Here is an 18,656-nt window from a genome sequence, read left to right on the forward strand (position 1 = left end):
CTGCATCTTATCCAGTGCCTCCATCGAGGATCTGGAAAGGAGGAGTCCATGACGCGCCATCGAACGTCCAGCCCCCTGGTCCTGTTGCTTCTGGCAGTCCTGGCCATGCCGGCCTCGGCCCAACACGACCGCCGGGAGGAAGGCTCCCGGCCTGACCGGCCCCATGAAGGCCGCGCCCCCGAACGAGGCCCCGAGCGAGGTCGGGAGCAGCCCTCGCCCATGCGAACCGCCCCCCAGGCGCCCCGTCCCTCACGGGACATGGAGCGCACCCGCCCCATGCCTGGGCCCGAACGCCAGATACGACCCGAGCGACAGGAGCGGCCAGAACGCTTCACCCGACCCGAGGGACGCTCTGAGGGACGCCCTGAGGGGCGCATCGAAGGACGCCCTGGAGGACGCGTAGACCGGCGCGAGGCGCCCGGCACCATGAGGCCCCCCTCCGACCGTCGGGAGCCATCCCGCCCACAGGGCCGGGAAGCTCGTCCCTCTCCGCGCGCTGCCGAGACTGCCCGTGCCTGGCAGTCCCGGGACACCTGGCGCCGTGACGCCTGGCCGGCCCATTCCAGTTGGCGTGAGCATCGTGCCCAACACTGGGAGCGCGACCACCGGACCTGGGCCCAGCGCGGCGGCTATGGCGGCTATCGCATCCCAGAACCGCAGTTCGTCTCCCGCTTCGGCTATCAGCATCCCTTCCGCATCGGCAGCCGCCCGGTGATCTACCAGGGTTACCCCCGATTCAGGTGCGGAGGCTACTGGTTCCTCATCGTGGATCCCTGGCCGGAATTCTGGGTGGATGACTGGTACATGATGGACGAGGTGTACGTCGACTACTACGGCGACGGCTACTACCTGGTCAACCCCCGCCATCCGGGCATCCGCCTCGCCGTCACGGTCTTCCTGTAGCACCCGCCGCGATCAGCGACTCCTTGGCCGGGCGCTTCAGGCGCTTAAGGGTGCGCTCCCTCCGCAGTGCCTCGGACTTCGAGCCGCAAGCTTCGCGGTACGCCAACACCAGGGGCCCGCGGCCCCTGGTGTACTTGGCCCCCTTGCCCACCTCGTGCTGCCGCAGCCGCGCCTCCACATCCTGCGCGATGCCGCAGTAGAGCGTCCCGTCACCGCAGCGGACCAGGTACACCCACCAGGTCATGGGACGACCCGCCACGAGGCCGGAAATGCCTCGGCCAGGATCTGCTCTGCAGAGGCACCCTGGCTGGCGCGGAAGCGGGCCGCGGCGAGGCAGAGACCCACGTTGTGGCCCCAACCCCGGCCGCGCAGCCGCAACGACCCGTCGGGCTGGGGCTCGGCCTCGCAGGCATTGCTGGGCCAGGTGGTCCAACCGAAGCGCCGCCCCGCGGCCAGCCGCAGGTCCTCGACCGCATAGGGTCCGGAGTCCCCCAGGCGCAGGCCTCTCTGTCCCGCCTTCAGGCCGGGCCGCACATCCCGCTTCAGGACACCAACCTGCTCAGCGCTGAGGGTGCGCTCCCAGGCCAGCCAGCGGTCTCCGGGTACCTCCGCGACGGTACCGGAACCATCCGGCCCCACGCCCCAGACTTCCCGGGGGCTGAGGGGACGCCCTCCGGCGGAGCCCGTGAAAAAGGCCCAGCGGGGGTCCAGGTCCAGGGCCGGAGCCGCCGCGGCGGCGCGGAGCGTGTCCGCGGCGGCGCTGCCTCGCACCACCGCGCAGTGGGTCAGAGGACAGAGGGCGCCGCCTGGATGCTGGTGGCGATGGCCCTCCAGCCAACGGCGCAGCACCGCCGCCAGGGCCCGCCGCGCCTCGAAGGGCGCCTCCGCCCCGAGTTCACCCTCGGTGGCAGCGGCGGCCCAGGCGATCCGGGAGGTCGTCCACGCGAGGCGCCAGCCACGAGCCTCGGCGCGCACCACCACGCGACCGGCCAGGGTGTGGACAGGAAAGTCCCCGCCGAACCGGACCTGGCCGAGGAAGCGCCAAGTTCTGCCGGAACGGTGCGACAGTCGATGTCCATTCACGGTCATCCCGTGTCGGAGGCGTTCAGGCGGCCAGACCACGGTGACGGTTTCCGCCAGGGTGGTGGTCTCCTTCGCCCACGCGTCGCCCCCTGGCGCCCGTGCGCTGGGCGGCTCCGGCAGGAGGTCACCCCGCAGCCAGGCCCGCAGCCAGCGATAGGCCCAGGCCTGCTCGCGGGTGGTGCCACCGGCCAGGGCCCGATCGAGATGAGCCTGCCGTTCTGAGGGTGGTTCGGTTGGCCAGATCTTCGGCGGCCTTCGATGGCCCTCCGCCCACAGGCACCGGGCCTCCTCCATCCAGCGGCGCAGGCCCGCATTCCGCAGCCGCCGATGCGTCAGTTCATGGCGCAGGACCGCGCCCAAATCCCGCCGTCGCAGCTGTTCCCAAGGGCGCAGGTGCAGGGTGGCCCCCGCCCACTGGCCGCTGCGCCCCGTGGGAGCACCACCCGTGGCCTGCTCGAAGGCGCCGACATCAGGATGGATGACCACGCGCCAGGGCCCGACGGGCCAGGCTCCGTAGGCGGTCGTGGCGGCGAATGCCTGCCGCAGCGCGTCCTCGATGACCTGCTGGGCGGCAGGATCTCCTTCGATCACCGGGGGTGCGAACGGCGGCGCTGGGGCCACGACGATCAGAACGATCAAGGCTTCAGCCCCAGGATCTCCCGGATGCGTGTCATGCCCTCCTGCTTGCCACGGCCTCGCGGCAGGTGGAGCACCACAAGGGCAGAGCCGCGCCCGCCCGCCACCCAGGCGCTGGTGGCTGAGGGATCACCCGGCACCGGGCCCGTACCGGTCTTGAACCACCAGCCCTCCTTGCCGAACAGGTCCATGAATTCCACCCAATAGCCCGCCAGGTAGCGCTTCCCGAAGGTGACGACCTCCGCCTGGTCAGGCTCCATGAGCCAGCGGAGGAAGGCCTCGGGACTCGTCCGCAACAGATCTCCGTCGCCGACCCAGGCCGGCGTCAAGGGGGGGAGTTCCTCCCCAGGCGGGAGGCGGCGACCCAGGAAGGGCCCGAAGACCTCCTCCAGGCGCGCACGGGCTGCGTCGGGGCCATAGTCCTGCAACCAGCGCTCGCGGGAACCCGCGATCCAGACCAGGAAGGCCAGGTTGCAGCTCTCCTGAAGCGCCCGGCCGAGGTCCACGCGGCCGTGGCCCTCGCGATTCCAGCACACGAAGGGCCCATCGGAGCCCTTGCATCGGTATTGGACGCCCGAGCTGGACCATTCGGCTCCCTCCAGCCGCATCCAGACCAGCTTGGCGAGGCTGCCCATGGGGGCCTCCTTGCGGGCCTCCCCGAAAGCGCGCACTTCGCCGTCCCCCAGGGTGATGGCGAAGCCTTCGCCGGCCCGGAGGACCGGGGCCCGCGACGCCGCCAGCAGAGCGGGACTGGGTTTGGCTTCCGGCGCGGGTTGCGCGGCCAGCAGTCGAAAAGCCAGGAGGATTCCGACCACTCTAAGGTTCCACATCGAAGGTCCCCAGGGTGACAGGTCCAGCGCCAGGCAGGATGAGACGTTCCCAGGTCCAGCGGCGCTCCTGGTCGGTGCCACCATCCAGCAGGGCCTCGATGCGGACCCGGGCCGGCCGGCCGCCCCGCCAGCCGCTGATCCATTTCAAGGTGTAGGTGCCCGGGGGCGGGGTCTCGTGGGTGTATTCCCCGGACCAGCGCAGCATGCCGCCCGAAAGTGTGCGACGGCCACCCTCCGCCAGGGCCCCATCGGGCTCCTGCACCTGGAGACTGCCACTGGCATACTCGTCGCTGGCCTGGATGGACACCACGCGAAGTCGGGTCCGCGCCGTGGATACCCACCAACTGCGGACCACTTTCAGGCCGGAATCCGGTTCCAGGATCTCCAGGCGGTTCTCGCCGTTCTGGGCCGTGAGTTCCGTGTGCAGAGTCGTGCCCACGCTGGCTTGCCAGCGCAGCGCCGCACCGTTGAACCACACCTGCAGGCTGCGCGATCGCCAGGCGTTCCGGGCGGCTTCAGCCTCCCGCGCCAGCCGTTCCTGGCGGAGTTGGTCGGCGGTGCGGGTGTCCTCCGCCTGGGGCTCGTAGTCGCCTTCTTCCTCCTCGTAGAAGAATCGGGGCTGGGGCTGGTCCTTGGGCGGGTTGGGATCGGTGGGATCCACGAGCTTGATGCGCAGGTTCACGGTGCGGTCCCCAGACCACCCGCCGAGGGCCGGCGATACCTCCAGGCGCCACTGCTTGAGGTCGGACACATAGGCCGCCGCGGGCTGAGGGGCCTTGGTCGCCCGCGCCTTCTGGGCGCTCAGAAGGGTGGCTGACAGCAGGAGAAAGAGCACCAGCAGCTGCCTCATCGCGCACCCCCATCCAGCACCGTCAGGGAGGCCCCATCGCAGGTGGCCCACTGTCCCTCGTTCGACATGAGGCTCAGCTTGGCCGGCCGCAGCCGGTAGCTGCCCGCCATGCCCGCCCGCAGGAGGATTCGCACTGTGTGCGTGTCCCAGCTCCAGGTCCGGGGGAACAGGAAGGTCACCTTGTCTGCGTGGACTTCGATGCGGGGCTTCGTCCAGGTCTCAGTGGCCCCCTCATCCGTGAAAGGCTTCCCTTCGAGCACGAAGCCCTCCAGCTTCACCGTCGGGTTGAGGCCACCCGGGATGGGCACCTCCAGGATCACGTAGTCAGCATCGCGGTCCGTACGGAAGGACACCTCCATCCAGGCTTCGTCGCCCGCTTTCATGGTCCCGGTCCAGGGTTGGCGGATCCAACCTTGGCGGGCGTTCCCAGTCTCCTGGGGAGTCCTCAGCCGCCAGAGGTTGCGGGTCACGGACAGGCGCAGGGCCGAGGACGCGTCGCCTTTCGGTATGCCAGCGGCACTGCCCGGCACCTGATAGGCGTAGGTCCATACCAGCAGGCCCTTGCCGCTGGCAGTGACGGTGACGGGCTTCGGTTCCGCCATGACGAAGCTCCCGGCGCGGACCTCCCGGGCGTTCCAGCGGCGGGGTTGCGGCCGCTCCTTGAAGTCCCAGGTGGGACCGCCCTGCACTGCGGCCTGGAGGGCGAGCGGTCCCCAGTCCAGCTTGCGGGTCTTCATCAAGTAGGGCAGCAGGTCCACGATCTGGCCGGTGCTCCAGGTGGAGTACCACCCGTAGCCGCGGTATTCCGAGGCCAGGAAGGTCTCGCCCTGGCGGATGAGAGGTGACTGGGGATGCGCCAGGCACAGGGCCTTCAAGGCCATCACCGTAGGCACCACGTCTCCGGAGGCGTAGCTCCACCAGAACTCCCGCCGGCCCTCCCAGCGGGCCAGGCCGCCCTTCACCACGGCGCGCTGCTCCAGGCGTTCGATCAGCGCGGGAGTCTTGGGATGCTTGGCCTGGGCGGCGGCGAGGGTCACCATGGCCAGCACATGATCGCCGGGCCACTGGCCCCGCAGCACCTTGTCCGCGGCGCTGTCCAGCAGGCCCGCGAGGGGTTCGCCGGCCTGGGCCAGGGACACCAGCAGGAAGGCGGCATCCGCAGCGGGTTCCGCTGAGCGCCCGTGATCACTCCTGGCCTTGGCCGCGGCTCCAGCCTGATCCGCCTGCCGGGCCACCTGCTGAAAGAGGTTCATGGCAGCCAGGCGACCCCGACGGTAGACACCCTCGTCGACGGCATAGCCCAAACGCTTCATGGTGGCGAAACTCTGGATGGCGTAGCCCGTCGTGTGGGGATTGGCGTCCAAGCCGAAATCGTTGGGCGCGTACCAGCCCCAGCCACCATTGGCCATCTGGTAGCCGTACACCTTGAAGACGCCATCCCGGATGTTGCGATCCAGGTTCGTGAGCTGCTTCCAGTCGAGGTCAGGCATGGCGCCCTGCTTCACGAGGTCGGCCACCAGGAGGTTGGGCACGAAACTGGACAGGGTCTGCTCGACGCAACCATAGGGATAGCCGATGAGATAGGGCAGCGAAGGCCCGGCCAGGTGCTCCAGGTTGCCCACGGGCGTGAGCACCAGGGCCGCCTCACCCTTGGCGGCCGATGGCACCGGGATGGTGACCGTCTGCGAACCGCCCTCCAGCAGAATGGAGCCCGACATCGAAGCCGGTATGAGCTGATCCTGCACGGTGATCTTCTGCCGCTCGGCATCCTTCAGTCCGCCACCTTCCACGCGGGCGGTGACGGTGAGGGCGCCGGTCTTGTCGGAGAACAGCGGCAGGGCGAAGCGGTACTCGCCCTGATCCTGGAGGCTGAAAGCTCCTTCAGGGGTGCCTGCGAAGCGGCCGTTCTGCACTTCGAGGCGGATCTTCCCCTGGATGGGCTGACCTGAAAGATTCCGCACCAGGGCGATGGCCCGGGCCTCTTCGCCCACGCTCAGCGTGCGCGGCAGCGTGAGGGCCACCTGCAGCGGCTTGGAGGCCGGCTTCGAACTGCGACCCACCCCCACCTTGGTGTCAGCGGTGATGGCCGTGGCCGTGGCGCGCCAGGCCGTGAGGTTGTCCGGCAGCACCAGGTCCACGCTGGCCTTCCCGTCACGGCCAGCGGCCACGAAGGGCACCCAGTGGGCCGTATCCTTGAAGTTCTGGCGTACCTTGTCGTCGTCATCCGCCTTGAAGTCGCCGCGCTTCGTCTGCTTGAGGCTCCACACGGGCCGTTGTCGGCGCAGCAGATCGTGGAAGCTCCAGTCCGTGGAGCCGGACCGCAGCACGCCATGGCGGCGCGTGGGGTGGAAGAAGCGCACGGGGTCAGGATGCAGTTCCTGGCTGAGGGCGTAGATGGCCTCATCCACCACGCCCACACTGAGGTCCGCGGCAGAGGGTCTTCCGGAGGCATCCTTCACCTCCACGGAGACCTTCATGGGCTGGCCCGGCTGGTAGCGCTCCTTGTCCGTGGTGACGGCCACCTGGAGACGGCGGTCCCGCCTGGGCACGCGGAGCGGCACCTCCGCCAGCTGGCGGCGGCCCTCGCTCACGATCTCAAAGACGGCCCAGACATTGGGCTGCATGGCCGCGGTGATCGGGATCTCGATCAGGGCCGTGGTGCCCTGCACGGCACGGCTCTGCTGCTGGCCCAGGCCTTCGTGCTCCAGGGCCCAGTGGAGGGCCAGCTTGGGCCGCGGCAGCTGCACGAGGATGCGGGCCGTGTCGCCCGGTTGGTATTCGGGCTTGTCGGCGACGGCACGGAGGTCCGGCACCGCGGGTAATGGTGTGCCTTCGGCGGCCACGGTGATCTGGCGCTGGGCCGTGACGGGGCGGCCCTTGGAATCCTTCGCTTCCGCCACCAGGAGGAAGGCGCCACCTTCGGGAATGCTCAGCATGGCCTGGGGCCCCTGAGCTGAGGCGAGGGTCTCGCCGGGCTTCAGGGCATTGGGCCGCGACCACCAGTAGGCATTGTCCTTCTGGGCCACGATGCGAGTGGCCCGCAGGACGATGGCCACCCCCGGCACCTCCTTACCATCCAGATCGAGGGCCCGGGCCGTCACCTGGAAGGGCTTGCCCGGCAGGGCCACCTGTCGGTCGGCGGCGATCATCAGCACCAGGTCGCCCGCGGCGGCCCGCACCTGTGCCTGGCCGCTGTTCCGCTGGCCGGAGGCGTCGGCCACTTTCACGACCATGCGCCAGAGTCCGTCACTTTCCGCCTTGAAGGTGGGCAGATCAGCCTGGCCTTCATCATCGAGTTCCAGCTGTCCGCTTTCCATCAGCTCCGGCGCCGGGCCGGCGTCCTCCTCGTCCCAGATCCAGCGGCTCTTGGGGGGGACCACCTTGTAGAGGAACCAGTCTGCCTTGGCACCGCGCACGGCCGCCCCGTAGAAGTAGCGGGCATTCGCGTGGAAAGCCAGGGCATCACCGAGGCCAACCTTGCTTTTCTCCGTGGTGACCTTCACTTCGAAGGCGGGCTTCACGAACTGCTCCACCTTGAATTCAGCCTGGCCGGGGCCTTGAGGCCCCTGGAACACGATGCGGTAGAGACCCAGGCGGCCCGCGCCCGGCAGGGAGAATTGCGCAGCGTAGGTTCCGGTCTCTGCGTTCAGAAGCTTCGCCTGGCCTTCGGTAACCTTCGTGTCCTCGGGGTCGAGCACCGTGAAAGGCAGATTCGCGGCCCCGGTCACCACCCGGTTCTCGCCCTCATCCACGCGGCGCAGGATGGCCTTGGCGAAGACTTCCTGGCCCGGACGGTAGAGGGGGCGTTCCGTGAAGGCATAGAGGCGCTGGCGCACGGCGGCGGCACTCTGCCCCTCACTGGCAAGGAGCGCGAAGCTCCCCCCGCTGCGGGCCAGGACCACCCGGCGCACGCCCGGCGTGACCATGGCCTCGGCTTTCCCGCCCCCATCGAAGACCAGCGGCTGAGCCTTGGCCCCTTCGATGATCTGGCCGGAGACGCCGGCTTTCGGCGCCCCATCGCGCCCATCCACAGCCTCCACACGGATGCGAGTGCCGTCCTGCTCCGACAGCAACGCCAGGTCGGTGACCATCCAGGGCACATAGGCAGCATCGCTGCCCCGCATGACCTCCACCAGGTAGAGGCCCGCGGGCTGGGCCGGCAGCGGCACACGGCTGGTGAAGCCGTCATCGCCGGATTCATCGTCCTCGTGCCCCTTCTTCCCGCTGATTTCCTCGCTGATCTTGGGGACGATCTCGGTCACAAAGGTGATGCCGGCCTGGCCTTCGATGGGCAGGGCGGAACCCTCGCGGACGCGGTCCGGGCTGGTGCGGGCAGAGCGCAGGCGGTCCGTCTGCTTGGCGGCGTCCCGCAGGGCCTGGGTGGCGGTGCGATGCACGGTGACGAAGGCGCGCCGTCCGCCCCACAGGACGGCTTCGCGCAGCAGGTCGAGGGGATCCGGGACCCCCCGTCCGCCCTCCGCCGCGGCCTGGTTCCGATCCGTCAGGACTTTCTTCAGGAAGGTTTCCGGATCCTCCACGCGGTAGATCCGGATGCGGGCTTCCGCCGGGATGGGGCCCGCGGCCTCAAGCTGGCCGGGCTTTCCGGGGAGGGTCGGCCGCAGGGTGGCGAAGGCGCCGGTCCAGCCGCCCTCACGCCAGGGGGCTTCCGCAGCCCGCTTCTGGGCTGTGCCGGTGGTAGGCAGCAGCAGGATCGCCGGCAGCATGAGAGTGAAAAAGGGTTGGAGCCAGCGCATGTCAGGACCTGGGGGGGAATGGTTCGGAGGCCCCGCCCGCTAGCGGTCGCCAGCGGTAGAGGCCCAGGAACGAGGGGTTCTCGGGCACGGGTCGGAATTCGGGGTCAGGATGGTGCAACAGCTCGTCCAGGCGGACACGGCGGACCTCGCCGGGCTTCTGGGTGAGGCCGCTGCCCTCGGGTCCCGTGTGGTAGAGCAGCATGGGAGCACCGTCCACGTCCGGCCTCACGAAGGCCATGGCGTGGTCGGGCTGGGAGCGGGCTCCGCCGCGGGCGAAGAACACCAGATCGCCGGGTCGGGCCAAGGCCGTATCGCGGCCCAGGGGCACACAGGCGAGGCGCCGGAGGAAGACCCCTCGGGCGAAGGGACGTGGCCCATCGGGGGTGGGGAACCCCTGCCGCCAGTCGGCACCGAGGGCGGGGGATGGATCCTGGCCGGGAGCGCTGTCGTTGAAGGCGACACGACTCCGCCATTCGGCCGTGTGGGGGGCGAGGGCCTCGCGGAAGGCGAAGCGGAGCAGGCCCGCGCAGTCGCGCTGGGCGGGCTCCCAGGCGGGGCTGGGCGCCTCCACCTGCTGCTCGAGGAGGGCCACGAACCAGCTCCGGAAGGCCTCGCGGTCACCTTCATCCGGGAGCCCGGCCGGATTGCGGGAGCCTGAAGCCGGAATGGACAAAGACTGTTGGAAACCAGGCCAGGCCTGGACCTGCGCCACAGCCGGCCCATCTGCCAACAGGAAGAAGCCCTCCGGCCCACGCCAGGCCTGGACTCCCACGACCCTCACACCCCAGCCGGGGAGCCGGAGGCCCGCCAGAGAGCGGCTGTCCAGGCGGATGCGGGCCACCGGATTGGCTGGGTCCGCCTCCAGGACCGCCCGATGCCGGATGGGCACCAGCACCGTCGAGGCGGCCAGCACGGCACCCACACCCAGGTAGAGGCGTGAATTCATCGGGGCCGCCCCTCCAGGCCACCCGCGGTCCAGTTCCACTCGAGTCGCACCGGCCCGAGGGCCTTGAGGGCGCCGAGGAAGGGCCCCAGGCTCATCGCCAGTTCCGTCGCCGACTCATCCTGACCGCCGGCCTCGCCGATCCACCACCCGCTGCCCGCGCGGCTGCGGAGGAAGGCCAGCAGCAGGTTTTCCAGTTCGGAAGAGGCCCGGGCCCCGTCCACCTCCATGCGCGCCCAGGCGCGGGAGTCGGTGTCCGCCAGCGTGGGCGCCTGCCCCTGGAGTCCTGCCGCCACGGCCTTCACAGCGCCCTCATCCGTGCCCAGCACCAGGGTGTCGGCCACCAGGACCCAGGCAGGCCGAAAGGCCTGGGCCGTGAGGATGCGGTGCAGTTCCGTCGCACCCAAGGCCTGTTTCTGGTTCTGGCCCTGGAAGAGCCGAGGCAGCACCTTCTTCAGCAGGTTCTCAGCCTGGGTCCGCCGGCCGGGCTGCACGGGAAGGGCCAGGGCCAGGCTCGGGGCCATGCCGGGCTCGCCAAAACCACCGAAGGCCGACACCTTCCCCTCCTGCTGGAGTCGCATGGCCCGCCAGGGGTCCTCTCTCCGCAATTTGGCCAGTTCCAGCAGCGAAGCCTTCTCCTTGGGACCGAGCGCTGGTGCGCTGACCCAGCCGTTCCAGAGCAACGCCGCGCCCCGGAGATCCAGGCAGGCCTGCAAGGCTGCGGCATCCTGACGTAGGGCCACGCGCTGGCGCTCACGATCCCGAGCTCCGGCCAGCGCATTCTGGTAACCCTTCATCTGGGTCGGGCTCAGGGCCTGGCCGTCGCTGGCGAACTCCGGCATCTGAGGCATCTGAAATTCGGTGGCGTCGTCCACGCGGAGGACCGCCTCCACCAGCTTCTCCGTCGGCCCGGCGCCGAGGGCCACCGACAGGGCTCCCGTGCGCGGCGCGGCCTTGGCCACGTAGGGATTGGGCCAGGTGCCCTGCTGGGAATTGGCCAGGCGGCGGCGGAGTGCCTGGTTCTCAAAGGCCGCGTCCGCGCCGATCCGGGGGGCCAACCAGAAGGACAGCTCTGTCTCCGGGGCCATGGCCGAAAGGGCCACACGCATCCATTCCTGGCGCTCGCCAAGGGCGGGCACGGGCCCCGGGAACAGCAACGCGCGAAGCGGCGCCTCGTGATCGCTGATCCAGGTGCCCTCGGCCATCTGGATCAGGTGGAAGACACCACCGGATCCCCGCAACTGCTGAACTTCCGTGGATGCGCCAGGGCCTGTCCATTTCTCCACGCGGGTGCGGGCTCCGGCACTCAGCGGATTCAGCTTGAGCAGGGCCATCATCAACTGGGTTCGTGCGGGAAGGTCCCCAGGAATGAACACCAAGGTTCCCTGGAGCCCACCCGCCCCATTCCGGGCGGTTCCGTAGTGCAGCACCCAGGCCTCACGGTTCGCCAGGGGCTCCAGCACCGGAGAGGCCTGTTTCAGCCAGGGTGCCAGATGCCTGATGGCGAAGCCCGCGCGGCTGCCCTGAGCCAGTGCGGACAGCACTCCGCGCGAGTCAGAGCCACTCCCTCCGCTGAGGGCGACCAGCTTCTCAAGACCGGGCCGCAGCTGCTTCAGATGGATGATGACCCCGGGCTGGGCGGCCTGATTCAGGCCCTTCGGCAAGCCCACCGCGCCCGATTGCGTGAACAGGGCCGGGCTCGGGATCCACTGGAAGCGCCAACCCGCCTTGTCCAGGTGCAGGCCCAGGCCATGGGTCCAGGGACGCTCCACCCGATCCGGAGAACCCAGGTACGCGTACGGATCCGCGCCGGACTGGCGGTAGCCCAGCCGGTAAAGGGCGAGAGCCACCTCTGGATCCCGGGTCTTCAGGGCCTCTTCGGCCCAGACAGACACCGTGCGCTGGCCGAGGAAGGCCAGCGCCACCCGGCGGGATTCGCCGCCCCGCTTCAGGTGCTCCATGAACTGGTCCCATTGCTCGCTAGGAGTCATCTGGGCGAAGGGCACAGCCTGCCAGATGCGCTGCCCGCGGGCGTCTGTGCGGTACGTGGACCATCGCTGGGCACGCTCCTCAGCCCAGGCAGGCACCGTCCCCTGGGCCTGGACGACCCCCCATGCCAGGATCGCCAGTACGCACAAACCCTGTGCGAGTCGCCTCATGCCACGCCCCCTGCCCCGCACTGGAACCTCCGGTGTCGAGCGATGCTATCAAGTCGGGCCGCGGGCGCAAGAGACCTCGAGGGAATTATTTGCTGCCAGACTGATCCCATGTCGGACCGCCGCGTGCTCATGAACCTCCGGGGCCTGCTGACCCCCGATCCCGCCCACGCCTGGGCGGTGGACCGGATCCTGGACGCCGCCCTGGCCCTGGAGAACGGCCGGGTGGCCTGGCTGGGCCGGGCCACCGACCTGCCCGCCGCCTGGATCGACGCGCCCAAGGTGGACGGCGGCGGCGCCTGGGCCACGCCCGGCTTCGTGGATCCACACACCCACCTGCTCTTCGGCGGCAACCGCTCGGGCGAATTCAACCGCCGGCTCCACGGCGCCAGCTACCAGCAGATTGCGGCGGAGGGTGGCGGCATCCGGGAGACCGTCCGGGCCACCCGGAGCGCCACGGTGGCGGAGCTGGTGGCTTCGGGCGAAGAACGCCTGAAGGCCTTCCGCAAGCGCGGTGTGGTCCACCTCGAATGCAAGACGGGCTACGGCTTGGAACTGGAGGCGGAGTCCCGCCTCACGGCCGCCTATGCCGAACTGAAGAAACGGGGCTGGAGCTTCGATGTGACCCTGCTTCCCGCCCACGACCTGGCCCCGGAATTCGCCGGGGACGTTGAGGCCAATGCCCGAGCCGTGGCCGAGGACTGGCTGCCGGAGCTGGTGCGCCGCCACCCCGGCGTGGCGCGGTTTTGTGATGTATTCGTGGAGACCGGCGTCTACACCGCCGACCAGGGCCGCCGCATCTTCGAGGCCGGCAAGCGTCTAGGCCTCATCCCCCGGATCCATGCCGATGAGCTGAGCTGGACCGGCGGCGCCGAACTGGCCGCCGAGGTGGGCGCCGCCAGTGCGGATCACCTCATGTTCTGCAGCGAGGCAGGCATGAAGGCCATGGCCGCTGCGGACGTGACGCCCGTGCTGCTGCCCGGCACCACGCTCTTCCTGGGCATGCGGGACTGGGCCCCGGCCCGGAAGATGATCGAGGCCGGCTGCCGCGTGGCCCTGGCCACGGACTTCAACCCCGGCTCCTGCCCCTGCGTCGATCCCCTCACGATCCTCCGCCTGGGCTGTCTCCAGCTGCGCATGACCTTCGAAGAGGCCTTCACGGCCCTCACCCTCCATCCCGCCCGCAGTCTGCGCCGCGGGGATCTCGGCCACCTCCTTCCCGGTGCCAAGGCCGACGTGCTGCTGTGGGACGTGAGCGAAATGCTGGAGCTGGTGTACTGGGTGGGTGAGCCCTACCGGCCCAGGCTCCTGCCGGCCTGAGCCAGGGGCCGGTACAAAACGAAGCCCCGGGCCAATTCCCGGGGCTTCTCCTGCGAGTGCGGAAAGCCTACTGTTCGGCGTGTCTTGAGGCCTCCTGCACGATGGAGTAGATGCGTTCCTTGGCGCGGAGTTTGGTCTTCTTCAATTCCACCTCTTCCAGCGATTCCCTGGCGGAGAGGGTGGGTTTCTTCTGGAGGTCGCAGAGGCGCGTGTCGGCGGCCCGGTGCTCCTCCATCAGCTTGCGGAACTCAAAGTGCTCCTTCATCAGGCGCTCCTGGAGATCTGGGCGCAGAAAATCCATGCATCCTCCTTGCCTGGGCGGACCCGCTACGGAGCCCGCAGAGTGATCGGGTGGACCCAAGAGTAGGACCACCCCACAGTGCGTCAAGGGGCAATCCCGGACTCTATGGAACCCTTTGACTTCCTTCACTTCCGTGTAATTCTTGGCCCATGTCCCTAGCCATAGATGCGCTGCTCCTGGAACGGGAGGATGGGGTCCGGCTGCTGGGACCCCTGACCCTTCACCTGGCCCCCGGGGAGCGTCTGGGCCTGGTGGGAGAGAGCGGCTCCGGCAAGAGTCTGCTGGCACAGGCCCTCTTCGGGGTCCTGCCCTCTGGAGTGCGGCAGGCGGGGGGAAAGTTCACGGCGTTCGGCCTCCCCTTGGACCGCCCGGGAAAGGAGCGCGACCGCATCAGGGGGGCCCGGATGGCTTGGGTGCCCCAGGATCCCCGACAGGCCCTGAACCCCCTGCTGACCCTGGCCCAGCACTTGGCCCTGCTGCCGGGAATCCACCGGGAGGAAAGCCCCTCGGCCACACAAAGGCGGCTGGCACCCCTGTTGGAGCGCCTGGGATTGCCGGCAGGCGTGGATTTCAGCCGTCGCCTCCCCCACCAGATCAGCGGCGGGCAGCGCCAGCGGATCTGCCTGGCCATGGCCCTCTCCTGCGATCCCGAACTGCTGGTGCTGGACGAGCCCACCACGGCCCTGGATCCCCTGGCCCAGAAGGCCTTCCTGGACCTGGTGCTCGACCTCCAGCGGGAGCGGAGCCTGGGCTTCCTGTGGATCACCCATGACCTGGGCCTGGGCTCCCAGGCCTGCGACCGGCTCCTGGTCCTCTATGGCGGAGAGGCCGTGGAGTCCGGACCAGCCGCCCGCCTGCTTTCAGCCCCAAGGCACCCCTACACGGCCCGCCTGCTGGCGGCCGCCCGGCGACAACCCTCATCCGAATCCGGCTTCCTTCCCGCTCCCCAGGACCGCCCTGCCGGGTGCCCCTTCCAGCCCCGGTGCCCGGATCTCCACGAGAACTGCAACCATTGGAGGCCCTGGCAGGGGAGCCCGCATGACGGCCTGCGTTGCGAGCGGCCGCTGGAACCCGCGCCCCGGGCGTGAGACCATGGGATGCAAGGTCCCGCAGGCAGCGGGTCCGGAAAAAGGCTCCCCATGCTGACCTTGCCCCTGATGCGCGCCCTCACCTTCGACGACGTCCTGCTCGTCCCCGGCTACTCGGAGATCCACCCCAACCAGGTGGACCTGGGCACCCGGCTCACCAGGGACATCGGCCTCCGCATCCCTCTGATGTCCGCCGCCATGGATACGGTGACGGAAAGCCGCATGGCCATCGCCCTGGCCCAGCTGGGCGGCATCGGCATCGTCCACAAGAACCTCAGCCCCGAGCGCCAGGCCGAGGAAGTGGACAAGGTGAAGCGCAGTGAATCCGGCATGATCACGGACCCGATCACCATCGGGCCCGACGCGCCCATCCGCGATGCCGAAGCCCTCATGGCCAAGTTCCGCATCAGCGGTGTGCCGGTGGTGGAGGGCCACCGCCTGGTGGGCATCCTCACCAACCGCGACCTGCGCTTCGAGACCCGCTGGGACATCCCCGTACGCGAGGCCATGACCAAGGAAAACCTCGTCACCGTGCCCGTGGGCACCACCCTCCAGGAGGCCAAGGGCATCCTGCAGAAGCACCGCATCGAGAAGCTCCTGGTGGTGGACGGCCAGGGCCAGCTCAAGGGCCTCATCACCGTCAAGGACATCGAGAAGTCCATCGAATACCCCAACGCCTGCAAGGACGCCCACGGGCGCCTGCGGGTGGGCGCCGCCGTAGGCGTGGGCAAGGAACTGCTGGACCGCGCCGCCGCTCTGGTGGAAGCCAAGGTGGACGTGCTCTGCCTGGACAGCTCCCATGGCCACAGCAGGGGCGTGCTGGAGGCCGTGAAGGCCCTCAAGAAGGCCTTCCCTTCTGTCTCCGTCATCGCCGGCAATGTGGCCACCTACCAGGGCGCCAAGGACCTGGCCGCCGCCGGCGCCGATGCCGTGAAGGTGGGCATCGGGCCCGGTTCCATCTGCACCACGCGCATCGTCACCGGCGCGGGGATGCCTCAGATCACCGCCGTGGCCGAGGCCAGCCGGGCTTGTCGCGAGGCCGGCGTCACCTGCATCGCCGACGGCGGCATCAAGTTCAGCGGCGACGTGGCCAAGGCCATCGCCGCGGGCGCCGATGCCGTCATGATCGGCAGCCTCTTCGCCGGCACCGACGAGGCCCCCGGCGAGACCATCTTCTACGCGGGCCGGACCTTCAAGTCCTACCGCGGCATGGGCAGCCTGGGCGCCATGAAGCAGGGCAGCAAGGACCGCTACTTCCAGGAGGGCAAGGACGACGCCAAGCTCGTCCCCGAAGGCATTGAAGGCCAGGTGCCCTACAAGGGCCGCATGGCCGACCTGGTCACCCAGCTCATGGGGGGCCTCCGCGCCGGCATGGGCCTCAGTGGCGGCGCCTCCATCGCCGACTTCCAGCAGAAGGCCACGCTCGTCGAGATAAGCGGCTCGGGCCTCCGCGAAAGCCACGCCCATGACGTCATGATCACGAAGGAAGCCCCGAACTACCGGATGGAGTAGAAGGTCCGTCCGGAGTCTGACCAGAGATCCCGGACAACGCTTGCGTTGCCCGAGGGGGGCGGAGGGCTCGCAGGCTGCCCGCCTGCGAGTAGAAATGAAGAAGCGGCGCACTGCGCCGCCGCAGGAGGCCGTACCTCCAGACTCCAGACTCCAGACTCCAGACTTTCGTTAGACTTAAACCCGTCTCCGGAGCCCCCATGTCCCTCCTCGTGAAGAACGTCCGCCTTGTGGATCCAGCGCAGAACCTGGACGGGCCGGGAGCGCTGCTGGTGATCGAAGGCGCCGTGGTGGCCCTCGGGGCAGACCTGGAGCGCGATCCGCTCGCGGTGGGGGCCGACATCCTCGACGGCGGGGGCGCGGTCCTGGCGCCGGGTTTCGTGGATCTGCACGTGCACTTCCGCGAGCCGGGGCAGACCCGCAAGGAGAGCATCGAGACGGGCAGCCGGGCGGCGGTGGCCGGCGGATTCAGCTCGGTGTGCGCCATGGCCAACACCAAGCCCGTGAACGACAGCGTGGCCATCACCGAGATGATGCTGGCCCGCGCGGCCAAGGCGAACCTCTGCCGCTACTTCCCCATCGGCACCGTCAGCCGCGAGATGAAGGGCGAGGAGCTGGCGGACATGGGAACCCTGAAGGCCGCGGGCTGCGTCGCCTTCTCCGACGACGGGCTGCCCATCGGCAACGCCTCGCTCATGCGGCGGGCCCTGGAATACACCCGCTGGCTGGACGTCCCCGTGGTGGCTCACGAGGAGGACAAGGATCTGGCGGGCAAAGGCTACATGCACGAAGGCGCCGTGAGCGCCTCGCTCGGCTGCCTGGGCATCCCGGCGGCGGCGGAGGAGGCCATGGTGGCCCGGGACATCGTGCTGGCGGAGCACACGGGTGGCCATCTGCACCTGGCCCACCTCAGCACCAAAGGGTCGCTGCGCATGGTGCGCGAGGCCAAAGCCCGCGGCCTGGCCGTCACCTGCGAGGTGACGCCGCACCACTTCGCCCTGTCGGACAAGGAGCTGATGAAGTTCGACAGTGACTACAAGATGAACCCCCCCCTGCGCACCGAGGCCGATATCCAGGCGGTGCTGGAGGCCATCGCCGACGGCACTGTGGATGCCATCGCCACGGACCACGCCCCCCACGGCTGGGATGACAAGGAAGTGGAACTGCCCATCGCCGCCTTCGGCGTCATCGGCCTGGAGACGGCCCTCCCCCTCACCCTGGAGCTGCTGGTGAACCGCAAGGTCATCAGCCTGGCCAAGGCCATCAGCCTGCTGGCCTGGGAGCCCGCCAAGGTGTTCCACCTCGACCGCCAGGGCCTGGGCACCCTCAAACCAGGCACCCCCGCCGACTTCGTGCTCTTCGATCCGAACGCCCAGGTCCAGGTGGACCGCGCTTTCATCCAGTCCAAGTCCTACAACACGCCTTTCAAGGGATGGAGCCTGCCCGGAAAGATCCTGGGCACCTGGGTGGGCGGCGAGAGGGTATGGGGGTAGGCCCCCAAAAATTCTTTCCAGAACCGAATGGACGGGCCGTTCCCGCTGGGGTTATTCCCGGGGACGGCCCATCCTGTTGCATCCCCGCATCCGGTTGGGGCGGACCTCAGGTCTCACCCATCGTTGTCGCTCATCGCCGTGAAAGGAATCGATCGATGCGCAAGAATCTCCTCGTTCTTGCCCTTGTGGCGCTTTCCTCTCTTTGTTCCCTCTTGGCAACACCCGCCAGCCATGGGGAGCTCAAACAGCAGGTGAAGGACACTGAACGTGCTTTCGCGCAGACGATGGCCAGGCGGGACCACCTCGCCTTCGCCTCCTTCCTCTCAGAGGAAGCCATCTTTTTTTCTGGTGATAAACCGCTTCATGGCAAGCAGGAGATCGCGAAGGGGTGGAGGCGGTTTTTCGAAAAGCCTGAAGCTCCCTTTTCCTGGGAGCCAGAATCCGTTGAAGTCCTCGATTCCGGCAATCTCGCTCTCAGCACCGGTCCGGTTCACGATTCAAAAGGCAGGTTGATCGGGACCTTCACGTCGATCTGGCGGCTGGAAGAACCAGGAAAATGGCGCATCGTTTTTGACAAAGGAAGTCCCGGTTGCGGCAAGCCCTAGGCCATTCACGCATGGTGGCTTCGGTGCTATCGGACCCAGCGCAGCCGCCCGGTCGACGAAAAAGTTGTCTGATCGTCAAACACCGCAAGAGTCGGGTGGCCCAGGCCCGGGCGGGGCGGCATCCTCGAATCGGATTCCCGGCGATCGAGAATCGTTCTCAGCCCCGCCGGTCCCCCTGTTCGAGG

14 protein-coding genes are annotated in these 18,656 nt (G+C 68.8%); 6 read left to right on the top strand and 8 right to left on the bottom strand.

The features are described from left to right. Positions 1-48: 48 nt before the first annotated feature. On the top strand, positions 49-903 hold the full coding sequence (locus NOV65_RS03725) for a hypothetical protein (protein WP_257304469.1): 855 nt from the start codon (positions 49-51) through the stop codon (positions 901-903). On the opposite strand, the gene NOV65_RS03730 is transcribed toward NOV65_RS03725, so the two are convergent. Genes NOV65_RS03730 through NOV65_RS03760 form a run of 7 tightly spaced genes read right to left on the bottom strand, consistent with a single transcriptional unit; the run spans position 887 to position 12,158 of the window. Continuing rightward, on the bottom strand, positions 887-1,147 hold the full coding sequence (locus NOV65_RS03730) for a GIY-YIG nuclease family protein (RefSeq protein ID WP_257304471.1): 261 nt from the start codon (positions 1,145-1,147) through the stop codon (positions 887-889). The two genes, NOV65_RS03725 and NOV65_RS03730, sit on opposite strands and share 17 nt — an antisense overlap. Next, positions 1,144-2,625 carry a hypothetical protein gene (locus NOV65_RS03735; protein ID WP_257304473.1) on the bottom strand — a complete coding sequence of 494 codons (1,482 nt, stop codon included), beginning with the start codon at positions 2,623-2,625 and terminating at the stop codon, positions 1,144-1,146. Before NOV65_RS03735 ends, NOV65_RS03730 begins: the two co-directional genes overlap by 4 nt. Next, positions 2,622-3,452, bottom strand: a complete 831-nt coding sequence (locus NOV65_RS03740) for a hypothetical protein (RefSeq protein ID WP_257304474.1) — start codon at positions 3,450-3,452, stop codon at positions 2,622-2,624. Before NOV65_RS03740 ends, NOV65_RS03735 begins: the two co-directional genes overlap by 4 nt. Then, positions 3,439-4,302, bottom strand: a complete 864-nt coding sequence (locus NOV65_RS03745; protein WP_257304476.1) for a hypothetical protein — start codon at positions 4,300-4,302, stop codon at positions 3,439-3,441. The genes NOV65_RS03740 and NOV65_RS03745 overlap by 14 nt, the downstream gene beginning before the upstream one ends. Beyond that, positions 4,299-9,056, bottom strand: a complete 4,758-nt coding sequence (locus tag NOV65_RS03750; protein WP_257304478.1) for an alpha-2-macroglobulin family protein — start codon at positions 9,054-9,056, stop codon at positions 4,299-4,301. Before NOV65_RS03750 ends, NOV65_RS03745 begins: the two co-directional genes overlap by 4 nt. Before the next feature lies 1 nt (position 9,057). Beyond that, positions 9,058-10,002 (bottom strand): DUF1175 domain-containing protein, encoded by a 945-nt coding sequence (locus tag NOV65_RS03755; RefSeq protein WP_257304480.1) that lies wholly within the window; start codon positions 10,000-10,002, stop codon positions 9,058-9,060. Further along, positions 9,999-12,158: a hypothetical protein gene (locus NOV65_RS03760; protein ID WP_257304482.1), complete on the bottom strand. Its 2,160-nt coding sequence runs from the start codon at positions 12,156-12,158 to the stop codon at positions 9,999-10,001. The genes NOV65_RS03755 and NOV65_RS03760 overlap by 4 nt, the downstream gene beginning before the upstream one ends. A gap of 108 nt (positions 12,159-12,266) precedes the next feature. Here NOV65_RS03760 and hutI point away from each other — a divergent pair, with 108 nt between their 5' ends. Further along, on the top strand, positions 12,267-13,475 hold the full coding sequence (gene hutI / locus NOV65_RS03765; protein ID WP_257304484.1) for an imidazolonepropionase: 1,209 nt from the start codon (positions 12,267-12,269) through the stop codon (positions 13,473-13,475). Positions 13,476-13,542: 67 nt separating this feature from the next. On the opposite strand, the gene NOV65_RS03770 is transcribed toward hutI, so the two are convergent. Continuing rightward, positions 13,543-13,776: an HP1242/YdcH family protein gene (locus NOV65_RS03770; RefSeq protein WP_257304485.1), complete on the bottom strand. Its 234-nt coding sequence runs from the start codon at positions 13,774-13,776 to the stop codon at positions 13,543-13,545. Positions 13,777-13,925: 149 nt separating this feature from the next. On the opposite strand from NOV65_RS03770, the gene NOV65_RS03775 reads away from it, so the two are divergent. The 4 genes from NOV65_RS03775 to NOV65_RS03790 all read left to right on the top strand — a co-directional run bounded on the left by NOV65_RS03775 (position 13,926) and on the right by NOV65_RS03790 (position 18,471). Continuing rightward, the gene (locus tag NOV65_RS03775) at positions 13,926-14,864 is read left to right on the top strand and encodes an ABC transporter ATP-binding protein (RefSeq protein ID WP_257304487.1); all 939 of its coding nucleotides are present in this window, start codon (positions 13,926-13,928) and stop codon (positions 14,862-14,864) included. Positions 14,865-14,915: 51 nt separating this feature from the next. Continuing rightward, positions 14,916-16,376, top strand: a complete 1,461-nt coding sequence (gene guaB, locus NOV65_RS03780) for an IMP dehydrogenase (protein WP_257304489.1) — start codon at positions 14,916-14,918, stop codon at positions 16,374-16,376. A gap of 197 nt (positions 16,377-16,573) precedes the next feature. After that, the gene (locus NOV65_RS03785; RefSeq protein ID WP_257304491.1) at positions 16,574-17,866 is read left to right on the top strand and encodes a dihydroorotase; all 1,293 of its coding nucleotides are present in this window, start codon (positions 16,574-16,576) and stop codon (positions 17,864-17,866) included. Positions 17,867-18,021: 155 nt separating this feature from the next. Then, positions 18,022-18,471, top strand: coding sequence for a YybH family protein (locus tag NOV65_RS03790; protein WP_257304493.1), 450 nt, complete (start codon positions 18,022-18,024; stop codon positions 18,469-18,471). Positions 18,472-18,656: the final 185 nt, after the last annotated feature.

This window comes from Geothrix campi (assembly GCF_024609265.1).
GTDB lineage: Bacteria > Acidobacteriota > Holophagae > Holophagales > Holophagaceae > Geothrix > Geothrix campi.

Excerpts from the sequence above, each read along its gene's own strand:
- hutI (WP_257304484.1), top strand. The coding sequence starts at position 12,267 with ATGTCGGACCGCCGCGTGCTCATGAACCTCCGGGGCCTGCTGACCCCC.
- NOV65_RS03745 (WP_257304476.1), bottom strand. The coding sequence starts at position 4,302 with ATGAGGCAGCTGCTGGTGCTCTTTCTCCTGCTGTCAGCCACCCTTCTG.
- guaB (WP_257304489.1), top strand. The coding sequence starts at position 14,916 with ATGCTGACCTTGCCCCTGATGCGCGCCCTCACCTTCGACGACGTCCTG.
- NOV65_RS03750 (WP_257304478.1), bottom strand. The coding sequence starts at position 9,056 with ATGCGCTGGCTCCAACCCTTTTTCACTCTCATGCTGCCGGCGATCCTG.
- NOV65_RS03790 (WP_257304493.1), top strand. The coding sequence starts at position 18,022 with ATGCGCAAGAATCTCCTCGTTCTTGCCCTTGTGGCGCTTTCCTCTCTT.
- NOV65_RS03730 (WP_257304471.1), bottom strand. The coding sequence starts at position 1,147 with ATGACCTGGTGGGTGTACCTGGTCCGCTGCGGTGACGGGACGCTCTAC.
- NOV65_RS03725 (WP_257304469.1), top strand. The coding sequence starts at position 49 with ATGACGCGCCATCGAACGTCCAGCCCCCTGGTCCTGTTGCTTCTGGCA.
- NOV65_RS03785 (WP_257304491.1), top strand. The coding sequence starts at position 16,574 with ATGTCCCTCCTCGTGAAGAACGTCCGCCTTGTGGATCCAGCGCAGAAC.
- NOV65_RS03775 (WP_257304487.1), top strand. The coding sequence starts at position 13,926 with ATGTCCCTAGCCATAGATGCGCTGCTCCTGGAACGGGAGGATGGGGTC.
- NOV65_RS03755 (WP_257304480.1), bottom strand. The coding sequence starts at position 10,002 with ATGAATTCACGCCTCTACCTGGGTGTGGGTGCCGTGCTGGCCGCCTCG.
- NOV65_RS03770 (WP_257304485.1), bottom strand. The coding sequence starts at position 13,776 with ATGGATTTTCTGCGCCCAGATCTCCAGGAGCGCCTGATGAAGGAGCAC.
- NOV65_RS03740 (WP_257304474.1), bottom strand. The coding sequence starts at position 3,452 with ATGTGGAACCTTAGAGTGGTCGGAATCCTCCTGGCTTTTCGACTGCTG.
- NOV65_RS03760 (WP_257304482.1), bottom strand. The coding sequence starts at position 12,158 with ATGAGGCGACTCGCACAGGGTTTGTGCGTACTGGCGATCCTGGCATGG.